This is a genomic window from Mesorhizobium sp. WSM4989 (assembly GCF_029625795.1).
Lineage (GTDB): Bacteria > Pseudomonadota > Alphaproteobacteria > Rhizobiales > Rhizobiaceae > Mesorhizobium.
The window spans coordinates 733536-751195 of sequence record NZ_JARTVN010000002.1 but is presented as its reverse complement, the minus strand read 5'-3'; the positions used below and the strand labels follow the sequence as shown (position 1 = coordinate 751195).

Genomic DNA, 17660 nt, shown 5'->3' with positions numbered 1-17660 from the left:
CTTCTTACCGGGCCAGTGACCGCATCATCTCTTTTGTTTGCTGCCTGTCGTTGCCCCAAAACCGGTTCCACTTTTGGGCGACATGCATTAAGTCCAGATTAACCCTGGTATCTGTGGCAGGCCTCTTGCCTGTCCAGTCGCCAGAACCTTACATCGCTCAAAATTTCCCACCGACGCCGGGCACGGTTAACGTTTCGAATCGTCCTGATTCCGCCAATCTGCCAGAAGGTCAAGCGCCTCTGGCATGATTCGCATGAAAAAAGCGAATCAATTGCCCGACTTAGAGGCGTCGAATCGACGCGCCTTGAGCATTTCCACTTCATTTCGGGCCGACCTGGGCCTAAGCACGCCCAGCCCTGCCCGACGAAACGCCGAACCCTTCGATCAGCGCTTCCGTTGCCTGTACATCGTTGAATTGCGCTTGAATCTCGACGAGATGCCGAAAGTTTTCGTCCGACGGGTCTGCATCGAGCGCCGCCTGCGCCTGTTTCAGCTCCCTATGTAAGGTGCGCGCGCTGCGCTGCAAGTGCAGCGCTTGGTTGAAGGCGTCCCGGGCATCGTCAAGTCCCGCGGTTTCGAGCGCCGGCCACTGCCGCGCCCGCTTGATCAGCGCCACCGCGCGTTCCCAGATGTCGCCGCATCCGGCGCGCTCGATGGTGGCGATGACTGCGTCGCGGTCGTCGGCCGCGTCATGCGCCATCGCGTCGAGGATGGCTGCATGCAGCCGCCTGAGATCCGAATTGGCAAGATCGAGGAATTCGACATGCGCGAAATTCTCGTCGATCAGCGGCGGATGGTTGACCAGCGCCACGATGATCGTCGCCTCGCGTACCGACATGGCCTCGCCCGTGCGCTTGACCAGCGCCGAGCGGCCGAGGCTTTCGGTGATGGCGGTGCGCGCGCCCGCAGCGCTCCGGCCAAACGCCCCGCCTGGCGCCGAACCTCTGCCGCGCTCGCCTGGCCGGCCGTCCTGGCGTCCCCCGTGTAGGCCTTGCCGCGCGCCGCGCTGCGAGCCGAAGAAGATTAGGACGCGCTCGCGCATCTCCTGCTGATAGTGGTAGCGCAGGCTTTCGTCGCGGATGCGGCCGGTAAGCTCGCGCAGCGTCTTCTCGAGCTCCGCCCGCCGCTCCGGCGTATCGAACACGCCGCCGGCCGTCTCGCGCATCCACAGAAGATCGGCGAGCGGCCGCGCTTCCGAAAGCACCGCGCGGAACGCGTCCGGCCCATCCGCTTTGACCAGATCGTCGGGGTCCTTGCCTTCGGGCAGCAGCGCGAAGCGTGCCGAGCGCCCGGGCTGCACCGACGGCAGCGCGAGGTCGGCGGCGCGCCAGGCGGCCTTCAGCCCGGCCTGGTCGCCGTCGAAGCAAAGCACCGGCTCCGGCGCCATGCGCCACAAAAGCTCGAGCTGGTTTTCGGTGAGCGCCGTGCCGAGAGGCGCCACGGCATTCTCGAAGCCGGCCTGTGCCAGCGCGATCACATCCATATAGCCTTCGACGGCGATCACCGTGCCGCCCTTGACCACCGCTTTGCGGGCGCGGGCGAAATTGTAGAGCACGTTGCCCTTGTGGAAGAGCTCGGTCTCCGGCGAGTTCATGTATTTCGCCAAAGCGTCCGGCGCCAGCGCCCGACCGCCGAAGGCGATGATCCTGCCGCGCGAATCCGGGATCGGGAACATGATGCGGTCGCGGAACCAGTCATAGGAGACCGGGATGTCGTCGCCATGCCGGACCAGTCCGCAGGCTTCGATATCGGCCTTCGGCACCCCCTTGGCGGCGAGGTATTCCTTGAGCGCGTTGCGGCTGTCCGGCGCATAGCCGAGCCGGAAGGACTGCTGCGTCGCCGGCGTCAGACCGCGGTCGCGCAGATAGGCGCGGGCCTTGGCGCCTTCCGGTCCCTGCAGGCGCTCCTGGAAGAAGACCGTCGCCATCTCCATGACGTCGGTCAGGCTGGCGCGTTCCTTCTCGCGCTTTTCTTCTTGGGCGTCGCGCACCGGCATCGGCACGCCGGCCATCTCTGCGATCCTTTCGACCGCTTCGGGAAAGCTCATGCCGTCGAGCTCGGTCAGGAACTTGAAATGATCACCCGAGACCGAACAGCCGAAACAGTGATAGCGCCCCTTCTTGTCCTCGCAATGGAACGACGGGCTCTTTTCGCCGTGAAACGGGCAGCACGCCCAATAATCGCCGCGCGATGCGTTGGACTTCTTCCTATCCCAGGAAACGCGTTGACCGATCACCGAAGAAATCGGCACGCGGTCGCGTATCTCGTCGAGGAAGGCGGGTGGAAAGCGCATCGGGAAAGGCTCGTTTACCCTCCATATAATCAAGCCGCTTGGGCGCGACGACTCGATAAGCCCGATCGTACCCGCTTTTCACAGACAAAAAGAAGGCGGCCGCGCGGCCGCCTTCCCGTCTTTCGGACCATTCCCCGCTCAGTGCGCGGCGATCGCGCCGAAGATGATACCGGAGACGATGCTGACCAAAAGGTAGTCGTTGCCGACGCGAATCCACTCCTGGCCGGGGCCGGGACGGCGCAGCCCATAACGGTGCCAGTCGCGAACCGCCTGATGGCGCTTCCAGCTGGAATACTTCTGCCCATTGCGCCAATGGCTGCGCTTCACCACGACCTTCTTCTTCACGACGCGCTTCTCGACATGCCGGCCCGGCTTCTGCCAGTCGACCTGTGTGTAGGTCGACTGCGGCGGGCTCGGCTGAACGAGCGGCGCGGCCTGGCCCGAAAAGGCCGAAGCGGTCAGCATCGCGGCGGTCACGGTGGAAAGTATGAGACGCTTCATGGTCAGTGCTCCTTGGTTGTCGATAGGCAAGGAGATATTCCGGCTGGCATGAACCGAAACTGAACACCTTGGTTACAATTCCGTAATGATTTCCGTTGGTTACGCAAGCAGCTTCACCAATTTACAGAAACCGGTTCAAGCCCAGGCTTCGCGTCGACGCGACATTTGCCGCCTGTCCGACCGCGATCTGCAACCAAAGCACCTTCTATCCATTTCCGACACACGCCGTCGTGTGCCGAATGTCGGCCGAATCGGGTAAAATTTATTATCCGGCTAATGTAAACTGCTTTAGTCTCGACCTTCGAAATGCTTGCGATTCGCACCTTTTTCCGCTTCCTGGCCGCCTCGTTGCGAGGCTCGGCATGAGCGGATCCGTTGTCCTTCTGCACCTTGCCGGCGCAGTGGCGCTGATGCTGTTCGCCACCCGCATGGTAAAAACCGGTGTCGAGCGCGCCTATGGCGATGTGCTGCGTCACAGGCTGCGCGCCACCATGCGCAAGCCGCTGATGGCGGTGCTGGCCGGCTGTGGCCTCGCGATCGCGCTGCAGAGTTCAACCGCCGTCACGCTGCTGGTCGGCTCCTTCGCCGGCGCCGGCATCGTGTCGGGCGCCGCCGGGCAGCTTGCCGTGCGCGGCGCCGAGATCGGCTCGGCCTTGGTCGCGAAGCTTCTTACCTTTGATCTGTCGCTCGTGGTGCCGTTGTGCCTGGTCGCAGGAACCATCATGTTCATGGCCACCGAGCGCCGCGATTGGCGTCAGACCGGCCGCATCCTTGTCGGCATCGGCCTTCTGATCCTGTCGCTGGAGATGATCGGCCAAGCTTCCGAGCCGTTGCGCGACAGCCAGCTCATGCCGGTCATCATCGACTACTTCTCCGGCGATGCGATCAGCTCCTACCTGCTGGCGGCACTGATCACCTGGCTGTTCCAGTCGAGCATCGCGGCGGTCCTGCTCATGGCCACGCTCGCCGGCCGGGGTTTGATCACTCCGGAGCTCGGCGTCGTCCTGATCCTGGGCGTCAATCTCGGTTCCTCGATCATCGCGCCGATGCTCACCCGCTCGGCAGCGGCGGAAGTCCGCATCGTGCCGATCGGCAATCTTCTGATGCGCGGGCTTGGCTCGCTCGTGATGCTGATCCTGTTCATGATTTTCAGGCCGCACTTCTCCTTCCTCGGCACGACGGCCTCCGGCCAGATCGTCAACGCCCATATCCTGTTCAACGTGATCATCCTGCTTGCCGGGCTGCCGCTCGCCGGCCTCGTCTATCGCGCTTCGGAGAAGATCGTGGCGCTCGGTACTAAGCCCGAACCGGCGGCAGCGCTCGACGTGGTCGAACTGTCGGCGCTGAACGAGAGCGCGCTCGACACGCCAAGCCAGGCCTTGGCCAACGCCACGCGCGAGGTGGTCCGGGTCTGCGAGACGGTCGAGATCATGCTGAAGCGGATCATCGAGCTCTATGAGAGCGCCGACGCCGGCAAGATCAAGGCGCTGGCCGCGCTCGACGACCGGGTCGACCAGAAGCACGCCGCGATCAAGCTCTATCTGGCCAAGGTCACCAAGAACCCCCTGAGCGAGGACGAGGCGCTGCGCTGCCAGGAACTGATCGGCGCCTGCGTTAAGCTGGAGCAGGTCGGCGACATCATCGTGCGCAACATGCTTGTGCATGTCAGGAAGAAGCTGGAGCGCGGGCTGGAATTCACGCCCGAGGGCTGGCGCGAGCTTTGCGCTTTCCATGCCTCGGTTCTGGCCAATGCGCGGCTTGCCTTCAACGTGCTGGTCTCGCGCGACCCGGAAACCGCCCGCCAGTTGGTGCTCGAGAAGGACCTGCTGCGCGAGCGCGAGAAAGAGACCAGCGCCAGCCACTTCGTGCGGCTGCGCGACGGGACCGCGAAAAGCGTCGAGACCAGTTCGATCCATCTCGACACCATCCGCGACCTCAAGCAGATCAATTCGCTGCTCGCCTCCATGGCCTACCCGGTGCTGGAGGAGCGCGGGCTGCTCGGCGGCTCGCGGCTGAAGGCGAGCTAGCATCGCTGAAGGCGAGCTAGCATCGACCGACCGGCCCGCACACAATTAGCCTCCGTTCAATCCTCGCATCCGTCGGCTAGGTGACGGTGAGATTGATGACGGCTCCGACTGAGCGCCCGTACGGCACGAAGAGGGCCAGTCGAGACCACTGCCCAACCCGGTCAAGAAAACCTAAAGCGGCATCGACAATTTCTGCATTGCCCGTAGCGTCCATCCATGGTTTGAGGCCAGCTCATTCGGGATCGCTGTCCGCGCCATGCTGCCCCTCATTGCCCTGTTCATTGCCGCCTTCGCTTTCGGCACGACTGAATTCGTCATCGCCGGCGTGCTGCCGGAGGTAGCGCAGGGTCTGGGTGTTTCCGTGCCCACCGCCGGCTATCTCGTCTCCGGCTATGCCTGCGGCATCGCCATTGGCGGTCCGCTCCTGGCGCTCGCAACCAGCAGGGTCTCGCGAAAGTCGCTGCTCATCGCCCTGACCATTGCCTTCACTCTTGGCCAGGCCACATGCGCGCTGGCGCCCGATTTCACCTCGATGCTTCTCCTGCGCATTGCCACTGCAGTCGCGCATGGCTGCTATTTCGGCGTCGCCATGGTGGTCGCGGTCGGCCTGGTGCGCGAGGACCAGCGCGGCCGGGCGGTCGCGGTCATCCTCTCTGGATTGACCGTCTCCAACGTTATCGGCGTTCCGGCCGGCACCGCGATCGGCGGTCTCTGGGGCTGGCGGGCGAGCTTCTGGGTGATGTGCGCGCTGGGCGTCATCGCGATCGTTGCCATGCTTGCGCTGCTGCCCCGCACGGCAGGCGCCGCCAACCGGCCCGCCGGCCTCGCGCGCGAGGTGCGCGTGTTGGGGCGCCAGCAGGTCTGGACCTCGCTCATCCTGATGCTGATGTTGATGATCGGCCAGTTCGGCCTCTTCACCTACATCACGCCGACGCTGCTCGAAGTCACCGGCCTCCACGAAAGCCTGATCCCGTTTGTGCTGCTGCTCAACGGCGTCGGCGCGACGATCGGCGTTCTCTTGGGCGGCAAGCTTGCCGACTGGAAGCTGATGCCGTCGTTGATCGCCATGCTTTTCCTGCAGGCGGTAATGCTTGGCGTCATCTATGCGGTCAGTCCCTACCCGGTGCCGATGATCGTCGCGATCGTCATATGGGGCGGCCTCAACTTCGCCATCGGCGCGCCGATCCAGACCCGGATCCTGGCCTGGACGGCAGACGCCTCGAACCTTGCCTCGTCGCTGATTCCCTCGGGCTTCAATGTCGGCATCGCGCTCGCTGCCTCGCTGGGCGCTGCGATGCTCAATGCCGGTCTTGGCTATCGCAGCCTGCCGGTCGCCGGCGCGCTTGCCATGCTGGTGGCCCTGGCGGTCGCGCTTGCCTCGCAGGCTTGGGAATGGCGCAGCCGGGCGACGCCGCCGTTGCCGGCTGCGGCGGAATAGAGCCTTTGGCGTGCCGCTCTGCCGGCTCAGACCTGAGGACGCAAGGAGCCAGAGCCGCCCGACAGGATCGACATCAAACCGTGAAGCCCCTCCTCCAGCCTTTCGTGGCTGGATGCGGCACCCAACGCCAGCCGCAAGCCATCAGCGGCACTGGGCACGACGGAGAACTCTTCCGCCGGGCTGAGGGCCAATCCGCGACGGCGTGCGATCTCGGCGATATTCGATGAACGCAATCGCGCATCCAGCGGATACCAAAGATGCAGGCTTGATTCCGTCGAGGCGAAACCGGCCGGCAGGATCTTGCGCGCGATCGTCTGCCTGGCCTCTGCTTCGGCACGCACCGCGGCGGTGATCTCGCCGGCCAGGCCGCTTCGCACCCATTCGCAGGCGAGCCCCGTCATCAGCGGCGGCGCCATCATGGTGGTGCCCCGGATTGTCGCCGCGATCCGCTCGACGGATTTCGCGTCAGGCGCCGCCAGGAACGCCGTGCGCAGAAATGGCGAGATGCATTTCGCCAACGTAGCCAGGTGGAATGTCCGGTCCGGCGCCAGGCTGAGGAAGGCTGGCGGTGAAGCGGTCTGCAGGGGACTGTAGGGATCGTCCTCGACGATCACCAGGCCAAGCCTGCCCGCCATCCGAGCCAGATCCCGGCGCCGGCCCTCCGGCATGGTGAGCGTGGTCGGATTGTGAAGTGTCGGGTTGAGATAGAGGACGCGGGCGCCATATCGTCGCGCCGCTTCCTCCAGATGGTCGGGGCGCATGCCGTCATCGTCGCGTCCCGCCCCAGCCAGCTTTCGCCCCGTGGCCTGCGCCAGCGCGATCAGGCCGGGATAGGTCAGCGTATCGGTGAGGATCGTATCGCCCTCACGGGTTTGCGACAGAAGGACGGCGGCGAGCAGCGCCTGCGCCCCCGAACCAAGAGCCACGCGCTCGACAGGCAACCTGCCGCCGGCTGCGGCAAGCCAATACGAGCCGGCGGCGCGTTCCGCGGGAGAACCCGGGCCGGGATGGTAGGAAAGCAGTGCTTCGGCGCTGAAACGTTTGAGCAGTCCCTCGATGCCGCTCCGGATCAATGCCGGCAGGCTCAGGCCCGAAGGCGCCGGCGGAATGTTCATGCTCAGATCGAGGATCGGCTCTTCCGGCTCGCCGGGCGTGATGAAGGTGCCGCGACCGGCCGTTGCATCGATCAGGTTCCTGCGGCGGGCTTCGGTGAACGCCCGGGTGACCGTGGTCAGATCCACGCCAAGGAAGCGGGCAAGCTCTCGCTGCGGCGGCAGCCTGTCCCCCGGTTGCAGCCGCCCGATCGAGCGGGCAGTCGCAAGCGCCTCGACGATCTTGAGATAGAGCGGCTGTGAGTCTTCCGCCAAGGGAGAAAGCCAGCTGAGGTCCCCTTCACTGTTCATGCCACCGGTATCCATACATTTTGTCGCATTGTATGCATACAATAATCATATTAGTATGTATGCGTGACCTCAAGGCCGATCGAATGCATGCGAGGTCCTGGAGTGATGACCATGCACGACGCGCACTATCCCCACCTCGAACCCTGGCGGGTCGGCATCCGCGGGCGATGCCCGCGTTGCGGAGAGGGCCGGCTGTTCGACGGATTTCTGAAGCTGGCGCCGAAATGCGAAGTCTGCGGACTCGACTATTCTTTTGCCGATCCGGCCGACGGACCCGCCTTCTTCGTCATCTGCTTTGCCTGCGTGCCCTCCGTCCTGTTCGCCGTCTGGGCGCAGGTGACGTTCGAGCCATCCATGTGGTTCCACGCCTTCGTTTCGGTGCCGATCATCCTTGCGACCTGCATTCCGCCGCTCAGGCCGCTGAAAGGCTGGCTTGTCGCGAGCCAGTTCTACTACAAGGCCGCAGAAGGAAGACTGGCCAGGCCAGGCGAATAAGGTTCTCAAGTTCGCTTGCCTTGAGACCTAAAGGTCGATCCGGTACTTGAGGCGCTCCGCGCCACCATAGGCGGCGACTTTGGCGAACCGCCCGACGAGAATGCCGCCATTGGCGAGCACCACCTTCTGGGATGCAAGATTGTCGAGATCGGTGGTGATCTCGACATAGTCGAGACCGACCGCCCTTGCCTCGTGAAGCATCAGCCGCAGCGCTTCGGTGGCATAGCCACGCCCCTTCTTCCATGGCATCACGGCATAGCCGATGTGGCCGAGCACGTGCGGCGGCAGCGCCGACGTGCCCTTCTGCCAGCGAAGCCCGATCGAGCCGGCGGCCTCGCCGTCCCAGATCCAGCGCCGGAAGCCCGGCAGGCGTGGCACCATTGTGCCGTCCGGCAGCGCGATCGGCGGCCCCTTGGCTTCGGGATCGTCAAGGCCGGCAAGGAATGCCGCCGGATCCTGTTCGATCGCCTCAAGCTGCTCGCGCGTAGCCTCCAGCAGCCGCACATTGTCCGGCGACCAGCCGCGCTCCAGCGCCGCCTTGTAGGATGGCAGATGCTCGAGCGCCGGTTTGACGATTTCGACCATGAAGCCGTGTCCTTTGCGAGATCGGAGGCATAGCCCCGGTCAGGATCGCCCTCAAGCTGACTGAAAGCGGATTTCGCCCTTGTTGAGGAAGCACATCTTGTCGAAGAGCGATAAATCGAGTGGGTTCGGCAGCCGGACATCGTCAAGGTCCGGAAACGGCTTCCTGGACGCATCGTATGACCGGTCGACCTGGGAGATGAAGACCAGCACCAGCCCGCGTTCCCGGGCAAACGATCTCAAGGCGCGTATCTGGACCATGAGCTCGGGATCCTCGCGCTTCTGGTCGAGCAGTTGCAGATAGTCGATCACCGCCAGCGTGCCGCGCGGCGCCGACCCCAACGCCTCGATGATGTAGGTGGCGCTGATGGCGTCGGAATTGTCGAACTCGAACAGATGGTCGAAAACGGCAGGGTCGACGCCGATGTCGCGGAACCGGTCGAGGATGTCGGCATGCATGTATTCCAGGGTGAAGAATACGGCGCGACTGCCCTGCTTCATGGCCGCCACGGCGAGTTCGAGGCTCATCAGCGTCTTGCCCTGACCCGGCCGGGCCGCCACGAGGACCATGTCGCCGGGTATCAGTTGCGCCAGCAGCCTCCCGGCGGGTGCGGCCTCGGCGGCTTTCGCCGCAAGCAGGCTCCAGCTGCCAAAGCCTTCCTTGAAGGCCATGCGGTCAAGCGCCTCATGAAGGGGAACATTTTCCTTGCGCGACAGCAACCTCGCCTGGCGCTTCAGATGATAGACGGGTGCGGAAAGCCGCATCGAAAAACCTCCTATTGCGAGCAGTCTTCGCAATCCCTCCTTATGCCGATGCTCGAACAGTCGGTTTAGCGATCGAATGCCCTGCATGAACAATGCTTTCCCAACGGAGGGAGGAGGCGTGGGCGCGCCGGAATCAGATAGTAGCCAACTTCTTGCCTGTCGAAAATCGCAGATGCGCCAGCTTCGGCAGAGCGCACTAGACAAGAAGTGTTTCGCCCATCGACGCTATGCTCTTATGATTGGCGCAGGTGATTCACCACAAGCGATACCAGTTCGAGGGGGGATTAATCCGGTGCGGTTGATATCTGTTCCGCTTGGTGCCGCCGTCCTCTTCGTCCTCGCCGCTCTGACGGCATCGGTCGGCTCGTTCGCGGCGTTGCGCCCATCGAACATTCCGGACTGGCTGCAGCGCCATGTCGGCGACAACGAAGGTCAGATCTCGCAGGTCGTGCTGGAGCGGGCGCGCGCCCTCTACCAGAAGAAGGTCAGTGAAGGTTCGGTCAGCAACCCCTGCTACTTCGCCATGGATGCAACGCGGCCCGGCGACCTGGGCAACAGTGTGCTTGGTCAACGCTACTATATCATCTGCGAGGCCAAGCAGCTCTTTCGAGCGGTTTCTTCGGGCCATGGCGGCGGCCGCAATCTCAAAGGCGTTGCCGATTTCTCCAATGGCAGGCGTTGCGCGAAAAACTTCGGCAACGCGATGGATTCGGAGCTGACGGCAGGCGGAGCCTACATGACCGCCGAGACCAAGACGTCCTTCAAGGGCTATTATCGCGTCGGTGCGCAGAACGCGGTGTTCATGCGTACCTTCATCCAGTTCGATGGCGAAGGCGAAGCGGCCAACGCCAGGCAGCGCGTGATCGGCGGCCATCCGGCAGCCTTGCTCAGGGGCATGTGCCTGCGCAAAGATCCGAACAGCTCCTACGCCGACCATGACGGCTTCGTCCCGTTCGGCAGGCTGGTGAATTATGCCGGCGGCCGCAGCAATGGCTGCACCAGCTGGTCGCCGGCCGATGCCGAGCAGATCATCCCGTTGGTGAAGAACAACCCGACCACGCTCTACATCTATCCTGAATCGCGCGACATCGCCGCTGTGGCGCGCGCCAAGGCCGCCGGCCAAGCGCTGTCGGCTGCGGGCGTCTATTGGAACGCTTCCTGCCTGAAGGAAATCGGCTCTCCGAAGTTCTGGCCGAAGAAGACCCTCGAGCCGATCATCGCGCAGTACAAGAAAGACCATCCGGCGCCGCCGCCGCAGCCGGCGCCGATCTGCAAGAACTGAGCCGGTCTTCTACTGGAGCAGCCCCTTGATGATGGCGCTCGCCTTGGCGAAATCCATCTGGCCGGCATATTTCTGCTTCAGCGCGCCGATCACCTTGCCCATGTCCTTCTGGCTGGCGGCACCCGTCGCCGCGATCGCCTCGCGCGCCGCCGCCGTGATCGCCACATCGTCGAGCTGTGCCGGCAGGAACTCGCGGATGATCTCCATCTCGCCGCGCTCCTGCGCCGCCAGTTCCGGCCGCTTGCCGTCCTCGAAGGCTTTGGCCGATTCCTCGCGCTGCTTCACCATCTTGGAAAGGATCTGCAGGATCTCTTCCTCGCTCGCCGCCGGCTTGCCCGCGCCGCGATTGGCGATGTCGCGGTCGTGGATGGCGGCCTGGATCAGCCTGAGCGTCGGCAGCCGATGCTTGTCCTGCGCCTTCATCGCGCTCTTCATGGATTCGGCGATTTTCTCGCGCATGATGCTTCTCCTTCGATCGCGGCGGACAATAGCTTCGCCGGACGCTCAAGGCAAATCCAGGCAAACCGTTGATTTTGCTCGGCGAAATAAAACGATTCCGCTCGGAGGAAGCGTCATTGACCGCTTTGCCGCCATCCCCTATGTACTGAGCCTCGCATGAACTGAAACTTTGGTTGCGCGCAGGCTCGCTAGTTCGCCGCCGCGCGTCGTTTGCTGTGCGGGCCGTCCCTCCAACGGAATGGTCCGGAAGCAGCCTCTAGGAGTGCCGCCATGGCCACGACCGCCCCCTGGACCACCGAAAAGCCGACCGCCCTTCTGGTGCTCGCCGACGGCACGGTGATCGAAGGCCGCGGCCTCGGCGCCACGGGATCGGCGGTCGCCGAAGTCTGCTTCAACACCGCCCTGACCGGCTACGAAGAGATCCTTACCGACCCCTCCTATGCCGGCCAGATCGTCACCTTCACCTTCCCGCATATCGGCAATGTCGGCACCAACAGCGAGGATATCGAGGATTTGCATCCAGCTGCCCGCGCGGGTGCTGTCGGCGCGATTTTCAGGGCCAATGTCACCGACCCCTCCAACTACCGGGCGGCCGGGCATCTCGACCAATGGTTGAAGAGGCGCGGCATCGTCGCGCTTTCGGGAATCGACACTCGCGCTCTCACCGTGCTGATCCGCGAGAAAGGCATGCCCAACGCCGTGATCGCCCATGCACCGGATGGCGTTTTCGACCTCGACGACCTGAAGCGGCGCGCCGCCGCCTGGTCGGGCCTTATCGGGCTGGACCTCGCCAAGGAGGTCACCTCGGGCCAATCCTCGGTCTGGCGCGAGACGCCTTGGGCCTGGAACAAAGGCTTCGGCGAGCAGGACGAGTCGTCGCTGCATGTCGTGGCCATCGATTATGGCGTCAAGCGAAACATACTGCGCCTGCTTGCGGGCCTCGGCGCCAAGGTCACCGTCGTGCCGGCAAAAACCGGCGCGGAAGAGATCCTGGCCATGCAGCCGGACGGCATCTTCCTGTCCAACGGTCCCGGCGACCCGGAAGCGACGGGCAAATATGCCGTGCCGGTCATCCAGGACCTGCTGAAAAGCGATCTCCCGGTGTTCGGCATCTGCCTCGGCCACCAGATGCTGGCGCTGGCGCTCGGCGGCAAGACCGAGAAGATGCATCAGGGCCATCACGGCGCCAACCATCCGGTGAAGGACCACACAACCGGCAAGGTCGAGATCGTCTCGATGAACCATGGCTTCGCCGTCGACGCCGACTCGCTGCCCGAAGGCGTCGAGGAAACCCACGTCTCGCTGTTCGACGGCTCGAATTGCGGCATCGCGCTGACCGGCCGGCCGGTGTTCTCGGTCCAGCACCATCCCGAGGCCTCGCCCGGGCCGCAGGATTCGCACTATCTCTTCCGCCGCTTCGTCAATCTCATTCGCGAGCGGCGCGGCGCGCCGGCCCTGGCCGAGCGCGCCTAGCTCAAAGCGCAACCCACTCCAAGGCGTATTGAGATTCGGGCCAGGCCGGGCCGGAGTCGAAGACGGGCGCGAAGCGACCACACTGGGCGGGGTCCGAGAACCGGAGCGGACCGTACTTTTGGGTCGTGCGCACTGGAAGCGCAGGAAGCCGTCATTTAACAGGCCGGCATCACCCGACTATCAACACGCCTTAAGCCGCGTCGGTCACCGCTTCCTGCGCGTGCATGCGCTCGACCTCCTTCGGTGTCGGCTTGGCGACCTTCGTCACGAAGACGATCACCGCCAATGTGAGGAAAACCGCGCCGAGCACATAGGGCGCGCCGCCGAATTCAATCGGCGCGCTTGGGCCGGTGAACCAGGAAAAGATCGCGTATAAAGCAGCGGCGTGATGATCGAGGTGATCGAGAAGATCGAGGTCATCGCGCCCTGCAATTCGCCTTGCGCCGAAGGCGGCACCTTGGCCGCCGCAAGGCTCCTCAATGGCGGGTCGGCGAGTGCTTCCAGGCAGCCGGCGACGATCACCGCGTAGATCATCCAGCCCTGCGTCGCAAACGCGTAGCCAAAGGCGCTGAGCGCGGTGAAGGTCAGGCCGATCGCGGCGGTCCTCCATTCGCCGAGCTTCGGGATGACGCGCGGCAGCACCGTCGCCATGACGATCGCGCCGCAAAGGCCGAAGGCGCCGAGCGAGAAGCCGATCTGCTGCTCATTCCAGCCATAACGGTAGCTTGAAACGAAAGACCAGACCGCCGGATACATCATGTGGCCGAGCGTCATCAGGAAAAAGACCAGCCCGATCCAGCCAATGCCGGGATAGTTGCGCATCTGGATCAGCGTGCCTACCGGATTGGCGCGTTTCCATTCGAAGCGGCGACGATGCTGCTCGTCCAGCGTCTCCGGCAGCAAGAACATCGCGATGAGGAAGTTCACGAAGGCGAGCCCGGCGGCGAAATAGAACGGCACGCGCGGCCCGAACGTGCCGAGCAGTCCGCCGAGCACCGGGCCGATGACGAAGCCGACGCCGAAGGCAATACCGAGCAGGCCGAAATTCTTGGCCCTGTTCTCGTCGTTCGAGATGTCGGCGATGAAGGCCGACGTCGTCGAATAGCTGGCGCCGGAAATGCCGGCGAGCACGCGTCCGATGAACAGCATCGGATAGGACCAGGCGATGGCGCAGATCAGATTGTCGATGGAGAAGGTGAGCACCGAGGCAAGCAGGATCGGCCGCCGCCCGAAACGGTCGCTTAAGCCGCCGATGACAGGCGCGAAGAAGAACTGCATCGCCGCATAGACGAAGAACAGCCAGCCGCCCTCGATAGCCGCCTCGCTTACGCCGGCGCCGGTCAGCTCCTGCAGATAGGCCGGCAGCACCGGCATGATGATGCCGAAGCCGATGACGTCGAGCAGCAGCGTCGTGAAAACGAGCGCAAGGCCCCGCTTGGCGGTCTTGGGGTCGATCATGGTGACAAGCTCCTCGGCCGCCTTGGACGGGAGGCTCTTATAGGCGAGCCAGCCGGCCGGAACAATAAGCGAACGACCGCAACTGCCTCATCCTGACATCAGTTCCCGGCAGCCCGCCGCGGTGCCGCAGCCCTGCGTCGCCGCTCAGACCGGATTGTTGAATGTATCGCAGTCCGAAAGCTTGCCGCTCTTGTAGCCGCGCGCCAGCCAGGTCTGCCGCTGCGCCGACGTGCCGTGGTTGAAGCTTTCCGGAACCACATAGCCCTGCATTTTTTTCTGCAGCGTGTCGTCGCCGATCTGCTTGGCGGCATTCAGCGCGCTTTCCATGTCGCCCTGCTCCAGAATGCCCTTCTGCGCGGTATAGTGCGCCCAGACACCGGCGAAGCAGTCTGCCTGAAGCTCGACCCGGACCGACATCTGATTGGCCTCGGCCTCGCCCATGCCCTGCCGCATCTGGTTGAATTTCGACATGATGCCGGTGAGGTTCTGCACGTGATGGCCGACCTCATGCGCGATCACGTAGGCGCGGGCGAATTCACCCGAGGCGCCGAACTGCTGGTCGAGCTGCTGGAAGAAGGTCATGTCGAGATAGACCTTGTGATCGCCCGGGCAATAGAACGGTCCCGCCGCCGAAGAGGCAAAGCCGCAGGCCGACCGGATCTGGCTGCTGAACAGCACCAGTTTCGGGTCCTCGTAGGTGAGGCCATTGGCCTTGAAGATACCGCTCCATGTGTCCTCGGTCTCGGCGAGCACGGTCGCCACGAACTGTTTCATCTCGTCCGAGGCGGGCGCGCCGCTGTCCGGCGAACTGCTGTCTTCGGTAATCTGGCCGCCGCCGCCCGGCACAAGGCCACCACCTTCACCCAGGATCTGCGATGGATCGAAGCCGAAATACCATCCGGCGAGAACCACCAGAATGACCAAGATGATGCTGCCGCCGCCGCCCGCTCGCCCCCCGATCGGAACGCGGAACTGCCGCGGACCGCCACCGCCGAACCCGCCGCCGCTGTCGCTGCGCTCGTCCTCGATATTGTCGCTCTGACGGCGGCCTCTCCAAAGCATGGCAACTTCCTCGCAATGCAGATGTTCTGGAAGGTCCGGCCGAAGACCGCCCCCTTCAGACAATTATCGCAACGGTCACGCCGAGTCACAGCATTTTTGCTGACCAAAAGACCGCGCGTCCGGCTCCAGATGGGAGGAGAATTCAGAGCTTTTGTTTCGACCGGTTTCGGCCTCGGTCTTTGCGCTCGTCACGAGCCGCCGCCTGTCTCAACCCGTTGGCCGCTTGCTAGCCCTTCGTGGTCCGTGCCTGTTCAACGCCCGTCGCTTCCTCCCTTCCACGCGATCATCGCGCAACGTCAGGAGCAACGTGCGTACCGTTCGGCGGTTCCAGCGACTCGTCGGTCGGGAAGTTTAACGCTGGCGGGGCTCAGCGTGTCGTCATCGCCCTGCGAAATGCATCCAGCGTCTCGGCGCTGACATGGTGCTCGATGCCCTCGGCATCGATCCGTGCCGTCTCGGGGCTGACACCGAGCGAGCGCAGGAAGGCTTCGACAGTCTCGTGACGGATGCGGCTCTCCTGCGCCACCTTGCGACCGGCGTCCGTGAGAAACACCCCGCGATAGGGTTTCCTGGACACCAGCCCGTCGGCGCAGAGCCGTGTCAGCATTTTTGCCACGGTGGGTTGCGCGACGCCAAGCCTGGCCGCGATATCGACCTGACGGGCCTCGTTTCCGTCCTCGATCAGATCGGCGATCAGCTCGACATAGTCCTCGACAAGCGCGCTGCGGCGCGCTTCGCGGGTCTGCCTGAACCCTTCCGAATGGATTTCGGCATCAGGAAGCGGCTTTTCGCGTCGAACTGGTCTGTTCCTCAGCGCCAATACGCGCTCCTTCATGGCTGAATCGGCTCCGCACTCATAGCACGGACCGTAGTGCTCTGGCCGTTTATTTGCATTCCCGGGTCGGCGCAACCCGGCGTTTGCTGCTGCACGCGGCGCCTGTCGGCTTGCATCACAAGAGCTTGAACAATGAAGTATAGCCTGTTGCATAATGTTCAGCCTTAGCATACATAGTGGCGATCCTCGATACCCTTCCAGCGGACCCCCCGATGTCAGAAGCAGTGTCCCGTCCCTCGTGGCAATTTGCCCGCTCCGATGAGACTGAGCAGCCCAGTCTGCGCGAGGTCAATGCCTCGATCAGGGTGCCCGACACCGGTCTCTGGTTCCGCCGCCTGTTCGCCTTCATGGGTCCCGGCTATATGGTCTCGGTCGGCTATATGGACCCGGGCAACTGGGCGACAGACCTCGCCGGCGGCGCCCAGTTCGGCTACACGCTGCTTTTCATCATCATGCTGTCGAACCTGATGGCGATCCTGTTGCAGGCGCTGGCCGCCCGCCTCGGCATCGCCACCGGCCGCGACCTCGCGCAGGCCTGCCGCGCCTATTATCCGCGTCCGGTAAATTTCCTGCTCTGGATCGCCTGCGAACTGGCGATCATCGCCTGCGACCTCGCCGAGGTGATCGGCACGGCGATTGCGCTGCAGCTCCTGTTCGGCATCCCGCTGATCGGCGGCGCCGTCCTCACCGCGCTGGACGCCTTCCTTGTGCTGCTGCTCATGAACAGGGGCTTCCGTTATCTCGAGGCGTTCGTCGTCGCGCTCCTGATCATCATCTTTGGCTGCTTCGCCATCCAGATCTTCGTCGCCGCCCCGCCCGCAGGCACAATCCTGCATTCGATGTTCGTGCCGTCGTCCGAGATCGTCACCAACCCGACGATGCTCTACATCGCCATCGGCATCATCGGCGCCACCGTGATGCCGCACAATCTCTACCTGCACTCCTCGATCGTGCAGACCCGCGCCTATGACCGCACCGATGCCGGCAAGCGCGACGCCATCAAATGGGCGACCACGGACTCGACCATCGCGCTGATCCTGGCGCTGTTCGTCAACGCGTCCATCCTGATCGTCGCGGCCGTGGCCTTCCACGGCACCGGGCACCAGGATGTCGCCGAGATCGGTCAGGCTTTCGAATTGCTGTCGCCGCTGTTGGGCTTGAGCATCGCCTCGATCCTGTTCGCGGTCGCGCTGCTCGCGTCCGGGCTCAACTCGACGGTCACCGCCACGCTCGCCGGCCAGATCGTGATGGAAGGCTTCCTGCGTCTGCGAATTCCGCAATGGGCGCGCCGCCTGCTGACGCGCGGCCTTGCCATCGTCCCCGTCGTGATCGTCACCGCGCTTTACGGCGAAAAGGGCACGGCCCAGCTCCTGGTCTTCAGCCAGGTCATCCTGTCGATGCAGTTGCCCTTCGCCGTTGTGCCGCTGGTGCAGTTCGTCTCGGATAAGAAGAAGATGGGCAGTTTCGCCATCTCGCGCGGCGTCGCCGCACTCGCCTGGGTAGTCGCGGCGATCATCCTGGTGCTCAACTTCAAGCTGCTCTTCGACACATTTGCCGGCTGAGTTCGAGCCGCGACATCCCGGCCGG

The 17660-nt window shown here is 63.8% G+C and carries 14 protein-coding genes and 1 pseudogene; 6 read left to right on the top strand and 9 right to left on the bottom strand.

All coding sequences use genetic code 11. The features are described from left to right. Positions 1 to 340: 340 nt before the first annotated feature. Together dnaG and P9217_RS16335 are read right to left on the bottom strand one after the other, a co-directional pair. The gene (dnaG, locus tag P9217_RS16340; protein ID WP_278087272.1) at positions 341 to 2293 is read right to left on the bottom strand and encodes a DNA primase; all 1953 of its coding nucleotides are present in this window, start codon (positions 2291 to 2293) and stop codon (positions 341 to 343) included. A 138-nt stretch (positions 2294 to 2431) separates the two neighbouring features. Further along, positions 2432 to 2794, bottom strand: coding sequence for an RcnB family protein (locus P9217_RS16335; protein ID WP_278053492.1), 363 nt, complete (start codon positions 2792 to 2794; stop codon positions 2432 to 2434). A 362-nt stretch (positions 2795 to 3156) separates the two neighbouring features. Here P9217_RS16335 and P9217_RS16330 point away from each other — a divergent pair, with 362 nt between their 5' ends. Both P9217_RS16330 and P9217_RS16325 read left to right on the top strand, forming a co-directional pair. Then, positions 3157 to 4821 carry a Na/Pi cotransporter family protein gene (locus P9217_RS16330; protein ID WP_095801609.1) on the top strand — a complete coding sequence of 555 codons (1665 nt, stop codon included), beginning with the start codon at positions 3157 to 3159 and terminating at the stop codon, positions 4819 to 4821. 256 nt (positions 4822 to 5077) lie between these two features. After that, complete coding sequence (locus P9217_RS16325; protein ID WP_278087271.1) at positions 5078 to 6259, top strand: MFS transporter; 1182 nt, start codon at positions 5078 to 5080, stop codon at positions 6257 to 6259. Positions 6260 to 6285: 26 nt separating this feature from the next. On the opposite strand, the gene P9217_RS16320 is transcribed toward P9217_RS16325, so the two are convergent. After that, entirely contained in the window at positions 6286 to 7662 is a 1377-nt protein-coding gene (locus P9217_RS16320; RefSeq protein ID WP_278087270.1) for a PLP-dependent aminotransferase family protein, read from the bottom strand. A 105-nt stretch (positions 7663 to 7767) separates the two neighbouring features. On the opposite strand from P9217_RS16320, the gene P9217_RS16315 reads away from it, so the two are divergent. Next, entirely contained in the window at positions 7768 to 8157 is a 390-nt protein-coding gene (locus tag P9217_RS16315; RefSeq protein ID WP_245322256.1) for a DUF983 domain-containing protein, read from the top strand. A 27-nt stretch (positions 8158 to 8184) separates the two neighbouring features. On the opposite strand, the gene P9217_RS16310 is transcribed toward P9217_RS16315, so the two are convergent. Together P9217_RS16310 and P9217_RS16305 are read right to left on the bottom strand one after the other, a co-directional pair. Next, the gene (locus P9217_RS16310; protein ID WP_278087269.1) at positions 8185 to 8742 is read right to left on the bottom strand and encodes a GNAT family N-acetyltransferase; all 558 of its coding nucleotides are present in this window, start codon (positions 8740 to 8742) and stop codon (positions 8185 to 8187) included. A 51-nt stretch (positions 8743 to 8793) separates the two neighbouring features. Next, complete coding sequence (locus P9217_RS16305; RefSeq protein ID WP_067326775.1) at positions 8794 to 9504, bottom strand: DNA helicase; 711 nt, start codon at positions 9502 to 9504, stop codon at positions 8794 to 8796. A 292-nt stretch (positions 9505 to 9796) separates the two neighbouring features. On the opposite strand from P9217_RS16305, the gene P9217_RS16300 reads away from it, so the two are divergent. Further along, the gene (locus tag P9217_RS16300) at positions 9797 to 10786 is read left to right on the top strand and encodes a hypothetical protein (protein WP_278087268.1); all 990 of its coding nucleotides are present in this window, start codon (positions 9797 to 9799) and stop codon (positions 10784 to 10786) included. 9 nt (positions 10787 to 10795) lie between these two features. Here the strand turns inward: P9217_RS16300 and P9217_RS16295 are convergent, their stop codons facing one another. Next, positions 10796 to 11245: a GatB/YqeY domain-containing protein gene (locus P9217_RS16295; RefSeq protein ID WP_095779703.1), complete on the bottom strand. Its 450-nt coding sequence runs from the start codon at positions 11243 to 11245 to the stop codon at positions 10796 to 10798. A 270-nt stretch (positions 11246 to 11515) separates the two neighbouring features. On the opposite strand from P9217_RS16295, the gene carA reads away from it, so the two are divergent. Then, a complete protein-coding gene (gene carA, locus P9217_RS16290; protein ID WP_278087267.1) occupies positions 11516 to 12718 on the top strand; it encodes a glutamine-hydrolyzing carbamoyl-phosphate synthase small subunit in 1203 nt (400 codons plus the stop codon). A gap of 190 nt (positions 12719 to 12908) precedes the next feature. Here carA and P9217_RS16285 read toward each other — a convergent pair. The 3 genes and pseudogenes from P9217_RS16285 to mntR all read right to left on the bottom strand — a co-directional run bounded on the left by P9217_RS16285 (position 12909) and on the right by mntR (position 16058). Then, a pseudogene (locus P9217_RS16285) lies at positions 12909 to 14176 on the bottom strand (TCR/Tet family MFS transporter). A gap of 144 nt (positions 14177 to 14320) precedes the next feature. Beyond that, positions 14321 to 15238 carry a neutral zinc metallopeptidase gene (locus P9217_RS16280; protein WP_127215858.1) on the bottom strand — a complete coding sequence of 306 codons (918 nt, stop codon included), beginning with the start codon at positions 15236 to 15238 and terminating at the stop codon, positions 14321 to 14323. Positions 15239 to 15605: 367 nt separating this feature from the next. After that, the gene (gene mntR, locus P9217_RS16275) at positions 15606 to 16058 is read right to left on the bottom strand and encodes a manganese-binding transcriptional regulator MntR (RefSeq protein WP_067327157.1); all 453 of its coding nucleotides are present in this window, start codon (positions 16056 to 16058) and stop codon (positions 15606 to 15608) included. A gap of 227 nt (positions 16059 to 16285) precedes the next feature. On the opposite strand from mntR, the gene P9217_RS16270 reads away from it, so the two are divergent. Continuing rightward, positions 16286 to 17635: an Nramp family divalent metal transporter gene (locus P9217_RS16270; RefSeq protein WP_278087266.1), complete on the top strand. Its 1350-nt coding sequence runs from the start codon at positions 16286 to 16288 to the stop codon at positions 17633 to 17635. The last annotated feature ends 25 nt before the right edge of the window (positions 17636 to 17660 follow it).